This is a genomic window from Bartonella sp. AP4SXKL, assembly GCF_042195845.1.
In the GTDB taxonomy this organism is placed as follows: domain Bacteria; phylum Pseudomonadota; class Alphaproteobacteria; order Rhizobiales; family Rhizobiaceae; genus Bartonella.
The window spans coordinates 1-8,881 of sequence record NZ_JBHIPA010000026.1; the positions used below are offsets into that span (position 1 = coordinate 1).

General features: G+C 36.2%; 3 protein-coding genes. All 3 read right to left on the reverse strand.

The features are described 5' to 3' along the window. Positions 1-27: 27 nt before the first annotated feature. The 3 genes from ACFIMI_RS08970 to ACFIMI_RS08980 all read right to left on the reverse strand — a co-directional run bounded on the left by ACFIMI_RS08970 (position 28) and on the right by ACFIMI_RS08980 (position 8,046). Positions 28-723 (reverse strand): hypothetical protein, encoded by a 696-nt coding sequence (locus ACFIMI_RS08970; protein WP_375692487.1) that lies wholly within the window; start codon positions 721-723, stop codon positions 28-30. A gap of 74 nt (positions 724-797) precedes the next feature. After that, positions 798-1,580 (reverse strand): hypothetical protein, encoded by a 783-nt coding sequence (locus ACFIMI_RS08975; RefSeq protein WP_375689429.1) that lies wholly within the window; start codon positions 1,578-1,580, stop codon positions 798-800. 1,492 nt (positions 1,581-3,072) lie between these two features. Then, entirely contained in the window at positions 3,073-8,046 is a 4,974-nt protein-coding gene (locus ACFIMI_RS08980; protein WP_375692488.1) for a DEAD/DEAH box helicase, read from the reverse strand. Positions 8,047-8,881: the final 835 nt, after the last annotated feature.

An 8,881-nucleotide genomic window follows, 5' to 3' on the forward strand; every position in this document is an offset into this window, starting at 1 on the left:
GGGCGCCCCCGCCGCGCCCGCGCGTCTTTACGCAGCGTTATTTTCAATAATCTTTACAACGGTATCGTTTTCATAAATTTCACAATCTTCAGGAATTCCATATGCATAATAAAAGTTTTGTTTGACATATGAATAACCATCTCTTTTTAACCTTGCATTGCCATGTACCAAACCTCTAATGGTGTGATAACCAGTCACTTTTGCATTCCCATAAACAGAACCATAGACCTTAACATACCCACCCACGCTAGCATTGCCATAAACCTTGCCATAAATTTTAGCAGCGCCACTGATAACAGCATGATCATAAACTACCGCCTTGCTATGAATACGAGCATTTCCTGATAATTTTGCATTGCCATAAACCCGCGCCTGATGATAAACCCAAGCATTATAAGAAAGATGCGCATTGTCATAAACATGAGCATTTGTATAAACGCGGGCACGGTCACATACATGGGCATTGCCATAAACACTACCCATTATAATAGCGTTATTAAAAACCTTGGCATTTTCATAAATATGGGCAGGATTTAAAACAAGAGCATTATCATAGACCCAGCAATTGCCATCATGCGAGAGGTTGTTTTCACTTTCAATAAAGCCCCCTAAATCACCAGCCTTGACATCATCAAAATCTATTAAAGCCCGAATGCGATAAAGAGTTTGATTATTAAATACACGCGTTTCATTTGTGAGTGCAAACTTTTTTGCATAGCACAATTCCTTTATAAATAGATTTGAATTTTAGAATGAAATGTTTAAAGAGGGGCGCCCCCGCCGCGCCCGCGCGTTATTTACGCAACTTTATTTATATCCTGATCAGCACCACAGACATCTTCAGAAAATTTCTTATTTTCTTTAAGCACAGCATTGCCATAAATCGTTGTAAATTGGCAAATTTGTGCTTTTCCACTCACATGAGCATTATCATGAATTTTTGCAAAAGGACCAACACGCGCCGAGCCAAAAACCTTGGCATTGTCATAAATATTGCTCCCATCATAAATTATAGCTTTATCAAAAACATGAGCATTGCCATAAGCTTTTGACCACGCAGCAAGGCGTGATTTACCGTAGACATGGGCATCATTAAACACAAGCCCACTCACATGAGCATTTTCATAAACACGGGCATTATCGTAAATAAGAGCCCCCTCAGTAATAACGGCATTATCACTCACAACGGCATTGCCAAAAACATAGCCACTAATTTTTGCATTGCCATTAATGATTGCATTGTCATAAACATGTGCTTTATTACTCAAAACCCATGCCTTATCACTAATCACGGCATTACCATAAACCTTAGCATAATTCACAACACAGGCATTATTGCGTATTTTTGCATTTTCGGAAACGCTTGCTTGGATAACCATAGCATCATCATAAACCCAGCAATTGCCATCATGGGATAGATCGCTTTCATTTTCGATAAAGCCGCCGAGGTTCCCAGCTTTTACATCATCAAAATCTCTTAAAGCTTTAATGCGGTGTAAAGTCACACCGTTAACAACGCGGTTTTCATTAGTAAGTTCATATTTTGGAGATGTTTTTTGATTTTTAACTGTAGCATTCATGCTAGTAATCCTATTCAATAGAGTTTTTAATTGACAACCCTAAAAGGGCGCCGGGCGCTAAAAACACGGTGAATAGTCCGCCGCTATGCTTTTCCCTCGCGAAGGGTATTGTATGGCATAGCTACACCCGACATAATCATTATACGCTCTTAAAGCATAAAAGAAAGCCAGTCTTTTAAAGAAATGGGAGAAACCTTATCGTGGTTTACTCGCTATTCATATAGTGTTTTTAGCACTTGATTATTTATATAACAAAATACGTATTTATTGTCAAACGATATTCTATCTTTTTTGATATTTTTTTGTATTTTTTAAATACGTTGTGTATTGATAATATATTATGCTTATCAACTTCTTCTTTTATATTTATGTGCTTTTAAAGCTATATTATGGGCTTTCTTAAACGATTGCGTTATTTTCTGAATCTATACATTTATAATATTTAAAAACGCTCTCATCATGCGTATTTTTATCTTTACAACCTATCATGTTTTTTGCTAAATGGTTTTTAAAGATTTCTGTTAATTTCTTTTAATAACACATTTGCAACTTAACAGCTTTTTATAGGAACTGTTTTTATAACCAATGTGTTCATTTGCATGTGATTATGAAAGCCTGCTTTTTTCACGCGTGCTTTATAGCCACCGCATCATTTTTCATTTTTATAAGAGAAATGATAAATAGGATAATTGTGATTTATAAACCGTTATGAAAATATCTAAAGAGAGAATAATAATTATAGAGATTAGCAAAATCCCTTTTAATAGGCTTTTATCATTTTGATTAGTTCTTTTTAAAAGATAAAGTTATATTTTTAGTGAGTGATTAAAGCGTGTCTTATGAAAAGCATATGAAAGTAAAAACTGATTACGTTATCAAAATCCCTTTTATGAATTTTAATCAGTTCTTTTTAATAGATAACCTTATGATTTTAGTGAGTGATTAAAATGTGCTTTATGAAAAGCATATGATCCTTTAAAACCTTTCAAAAGATAGCTTGTAATTCATAAGAAGTGCTATCAAGATCATTATAGTTATGAGTTTAGAAGGTTTTGAAGGTTCCTTTTACCCCATTTTATATATTATTTTTCAATCAAAAATAAAAGTTATTATATTTCAATATGTTAATGTTTTAAAGAAACAACCTATATTACACACAACACGTAAATACAATCTGTGATATATATAAAAAGGGGTTTTGAAGGTATTTTGAGGGTTTGAGAAACCTTCAAAACCTATAAGTAATATAAGAAAATGAATATACATAACTCTGTTTAAACAAAGCTTTTGAAAAGGATAAAGCTATCATTTTAAATACGGTATAATCTCTTAAAGGCAATCCAAATAAGAGTATCTAAAAGTGCAAATGATTTCTTTTTAGAATAACGCATATAAACACTCCTTTTAAAGATTGTATCTAATCAACTTAACAAGAGAGGTATAGATTATGGTTATAAGACTCTATACCCCTTGTGAGTTTAGCAAGCCAAGTCTATTCAGTTTCTCTTCGTTCTAATTTTGGTAGGTTCTTAACGATTTTCATTGTCTCTAAACTTACAGTAATAACCCTCTGAAATAACTCTAGAGGGTAGGCAGGGTTGCCAACGGTTTCAACAGCATAGCGATTAGCATCATTCACAATGCCACTCTTTTTATCAGTCTTAACGCATTGACGCCCCATAACCCATTCAAGAGCGGGTTTACCATTGACAATATATTCATAAGCTTCAAGAGGGATATCTGTTATTGTGATATTGCTATTGTAAATAACCGTTGATTTATCCTTTTCGGATTTTCCTTTCTCTTTAGCTGCTTTTGCGAATTTCATTTCAGTTACATAATAGAATTTCTCAGGATTAGAGATCTCTGTAACTTTTGGATTACCCTTTTTAAAGGTCACTGGATAAGGTTCTACAGTTTCATAATTCACGTGCAAATGACCGAGTTCACGCCCTGCTGTCACAAATTTCCAAAAATCATCAGCACTCTTTACGCAAGGAATGCGAGGTAATTCTTTGCATAAATTATCAGCATAACGGGCGCGATAATCTTCCGAATGAAGTAAACCGTAAACGTAATAGAACAAATCATCTTTAGTGATAGTCTCATTAGGATAAGCTACTTTAAAATGTTCTAACCCTTCATCCGTAATGGCATCACGGCGTTGTAAACCAGCTGTTTTGTTTTCCTCTATAGAATTTGTAAATAAATGGGATTGTTTCTCACTTTTACTTTTTGAAACCGTAGTATCTTCGTAAATATAGCGTGGAAAACATTGACCTTTTTCTATTGAATCTAAATTAGGCAAAGCTTTAGTCATCAATACAGAAAAGTCTTTCTTTGCTCCTATACCTGTAATTTGTATCACCTTATTATCAACCGCTTGTCTTATCGGGAATATACGCGGCATTTGATAAACTGCTTCATTAAAGACGCTATTGTAATAAAGCCATTGTTGTGTAAAAGGACGGTATAGGCTTTGAATAAGGCATTTATCTTCAAATTCGGAAAATTTACCTCTTAATAATTCTCTCTTAAGAGTACTGCTCCAACTAATCTTTCTTACATCGGAATTGACGAAATCATTCACGACCTTTGCACGTGCTGTACGATCAGCATGTGAATAGGTATTATTTAAACGTTTTACCTCATTATTATAGAAGGCAGTCATGTTATTCATATTTTTCTTTACAGATTCACGGCTTGAGTTATACGTCCAAGCATCACGATTGGTTGAAACACCAAGAGAATAAGTTTCAAAGAGCTTTTTATCATGCCCCTTTTTGACACCCATAGCTAAGAATGTTTTGAAACTGTCATCACGTTGATCAAGCCAATCACTGTACTTATCTGGTGTAATTATTTGCCAACCTTGTTTGCTCCGTGTAATACCATCAATGCTACCAAGAGACTCTATTATTATAAGCTTTTCTTTTCTCGTGAGATAATCTCCAATATCACGGAAATATATTTTGCCACGCTGTTGAGATTCTGGATTTTTAACCAAAATAGAGATAGCTATGGGAGCTCGAGATCCTTCACCAAAAATGCCACCACTTTCCTTTTTACGTTGTTCTCCAGAAGTCCGTGCATTCCCCCGTAAATGGAAAATATAAAGGCTGCTAAATTCTTCAACGAGGCATTTGCGTAAACCATCCATAGAATGTCCAGTAATAAAACCGGCATTTGTGACAAAGCCGATTACCCCAGCATTATCAATACGGTCACTAGCCCAGCGGATAGCGCGGATATAACTATCATATAACTTTTGCGTACTAGTTGCTTTCGATTTAGCTATATAAGTCTCACGAATACGATCATCTAATATGGGATAAGATATATTGGGATTATTATCGTTTTCATTCTTTTGTCCTACCGAATAAGGAGGGTTACCAAAGATAACTTTAATATCCAGTTTTTTTTGATGCTCTAAATATTCACTGTTTTCCTCTAGTAAACCTTTCATCAAATCTTGTTTTTCAAGCATCCGAAACGTATCAGCCAAACCAATATGCTTGAATGGGATATAATTCTCTTTCATCAAACTATGATAGGTCGATTCAATGTTAATCGCTGCTATGTAATAGGCAAGCAAAACAATCTCATTGGCATGGATATCATGACGGAATTTATATTCCATATCCTCTGGTTTGATGAGATCTGATTGTAAAAGCCGTGTGATAAAGGTTCCTGTTCCAGTGAAAGGGTCAAGAATAGACACACCACGTGACCCCAAGCTTTTGCCAAACTCATTACGCAACACATCATCAACAGAATGAATGATAAAATCAACAACCTCAACGGGCGTATAAACAATCCCAAGCCTATCCGTGGTTTTCTTAAATGCCTTGGCAAAAAAGCTTTCATAAAGCGTAATAATAAGATTTTGCCTTGCTTGTGGTGTGGTAATCCCAGAAGCACGAAGCCTTACACTGTTATAAAATTCTTGTAATTCCTTGGATTCTTCCTCGATATTCGTTTTATCGAGTTCTGTTAAGATTTTTTCCATGGCTTGCGAAATGGCATTGTTCTGTACAAATTCATTGCCCTCAAACAAGGCTTCAAACACAGGACGGGTGACAAGATGTTGTGCTAACATCTCAATCGCTTCCTCTTGTTTTATTTCACTGTTTAAGTTGTTCTTTAATTCCTTATGAAAGACATCAAAAGCATGAAAGGCTTCACTGTTTTCATCAGCAAGCAAGTTTTGGAGATGCGTGATATGGTTTTGTGCAATCTCAGCAACATTGCCTGCCCAATTTTCCCAATAATCCGCAATAGCAAATTTCTTTGCAATAAGGGTTTTCAAAGCATTGGGAAACTCTTTATAAAAAGGTAATCTTCCTGTTACGCTATGAATAATTTGTGGTTCATGAGCGGCTTTTCCAATCTCAAGTCCCATATGTTCTGATTTTTCATGGATATGAAGTTTATCCTCAACCGCGGTCATGCTCTCTAAGGCTCTAATCTCTAAAACATCACTGACGTCTTGACCTAAAATCATCTGGTTAAGGGTTATTTCAAAATTCTCATCATGAGCAAGCAAAGCATTGATCACTTGCCAGACTACCTTGTATCTCTTATTGTAGCGTAAAGCATGTTCAGCAGAAACTCCAGCAGGGACCCCAACGGGTAAAATGATGTAGCCTCTTTTTTTACCCTTTGCACGCCGCATGATACGCCCCACAGCCTGTATCACATCCACATAACTTTTCCGCGGGTGTAAAAACATAATGGCATCAAGAGCAGGAACATCTACCCCTTCAGACAGACATCTTACATTGGTGAGCACACGGCAGGTGTTTTCCCCCGCATCTTCTTTAAGCCAATCAAGGGCTTTATGACGCGTTTTGGCACTTTGGGTTCCATCAATATGATCAAAGGTACAATGAAGAGGCGGGGTATCTTTATAAACCTTATGAAGATTAAATAATTCCTCCTGTATTTCTTCAGAATTAAATGTGTTACGAATGCGTTTAGACGTCTTGATATCTTTACAAAAAGCCAAAGCCCGCCGCATGGGATTGGGGTCATCATTCAGATCAACCTTTAGATCTATTTTAGCAAGGGCTTGATAACAACCTATGATCTTGGTTTTATCATCAAGAATAAGTTCATAATTCTCATCGGTCATCAGATGTTGAATGGATTCACTCACTTCCTCTTCATTAACACCCAAAACAATAATCTTATAAGGTGCAAGCAATTCATTCTGAACGGCTTTTGAGAAGGTATAGGTATAAAGCTCTTTTCCATAGAGCTCTTCATCATCCATAGATGCTAGAACGGCATTGATCTCATTGGCTTTCTTTTTGGCATCATCGGTAAAGATCTTAGGGGTTGCTGTCATATACAGACGTTTTTTGCCTCGAATGATGCTGTTATCATGAACCTTGATAAATTCGGATTCATTGTCTTCAGTTCCCAATGAAGCCCCAGTGGTTCTATGCGCTTCATCACAGATGATCAGATCAAATTCGGGTAAATCATACTTTTTTTGCGCATCAGAAATCACTTGGATTGAATGATAAGTAGAAAACACCACGGTCATCAGATCATGTGAAACCTTACCTGCTTTACTAGCCAGTTCTTTTGCATCCGTGGTAGCCGGCAAGGCAAGATCAGAGCTATCAAATTCAAGAGCATCATTTTTATTCTTACGACGTTTTCCCACTTGTGTATCCGAACACACGGCAAAGGAGCGCAAAGGTACTTCTGTATCTTCTGTCCATTCACGAATTGTTTGAGATATGAGAGCAAGGGAGGGCACCAGAAACAAAACACGCTTGCCTTTCCCTGCTATGGTTTCTGCTATCTTCAAACTGGTGAAAGTCTTGCCCGTCCCACATGCCATAATTAGCTTGCCACGGTCGGCTTCTTTTAAACCTTCACAGACTTTCTCAAGGGCTTCTTTTTGATGATCTAAAAGCTTTTTTTTGGGTTGCTCTTTAAGAACGGCTTGTCCTTGTTCTTTATACGCCCCCCAATCGATTTGACTGCTTTCCAAATCAAAAAGGTTTATGCGTTGAATACGAACCTCTTGCCCCTCACAAGTCAGTTCAACATTGTCACTCCAATCTGTTTCGGTGCTATCAATCAGAATACGACGCGTGAAGATCTTTTTGCCAGAAGCTGCTATAAAACTATCAATATCTTCTTTTTTAATTATGTGAGAGGCATCATAGCATTTACATTGAATGGCAGCATAGCCACCTTCATCACGGACTGTAGCGACTAGATCAATGCCAATATCAGTTCCATCTTCTCCATGCTCCTTAGCCCATTCACAATAGGTTTGAACCTTTTCGTATTCCTGCTTTTGAAGCGGGTCGTTTGTCAAATAAGCCATGACAAGGTTTTCAAACATGGTTCCTAATTCACGGGGTGATTTAGCTCGTTGACGATAATATTCTAACAAAGAGCGTAAAGTGACGTGTTCATTATCAGAATGATGAGGGCGAAGCATAAAGAATAAACTTCATGACAATATATTCTATTGATTAATTCTCTTCAAAAGAATCAAAATGAAGCTTATTAAATCCATTTTGAATGAATAGTGTGAAAAATTCGGAAAATGCTAAAAAGCGGATAAATTTTTTCAAAAAGTTTTTTTTAATGCTGTTTATCCACAGCCTATGAGAGAGATCAGATCAGCAAACTAGTGAAATTTGCTATTCGTTTCACGGGTTAATCAAGACAAATGAAGCATGTGCTTTTAAAATATCATAATGATTATTTTGATAGGTTTTATGAGTCACTCAAATAGTCTATTTTGTCAGTTCAATTTACTGACACAAACTGACAAATATATATTATGGATTGTATTTAAGGTTGTATTGTCGATATAGGTTGTATCGTTAAAATACTAACATATTGAAATATAATGTTTTTAATTTTCTCTCATTTGAAAAAAATGATATAGGCTCTAAAAAGAACTGACAACACTAACAACTCTAGACAAAACTCTTCTGTTCAGATCACTCAGATCATTGTCTTTGGAGAAAAGTTCTTTGATGAGAATGCCATTAAAAGAGTTTTGCGTGATTGTCTTGAAAGGCTCTCAAAGAGATTTCTTATTGTTTTCTATGATGGTTTTTGACGACAGAATGTGCTTGATAGCATGATGTCTCGTTTATATGCGTGTTGAGTGGCTTAGAGGAGCTGGAGAGTGAATTTATCTCTAATTATTGATAAATATATTGTAGCATTAAACTGGGGATATTGATGTATTAACCATTGACGGGCTAAACAGTTTTGTTTAGAGGTTTTTCCATAGAAATGTGGGGGAGAGATCTTCAGCA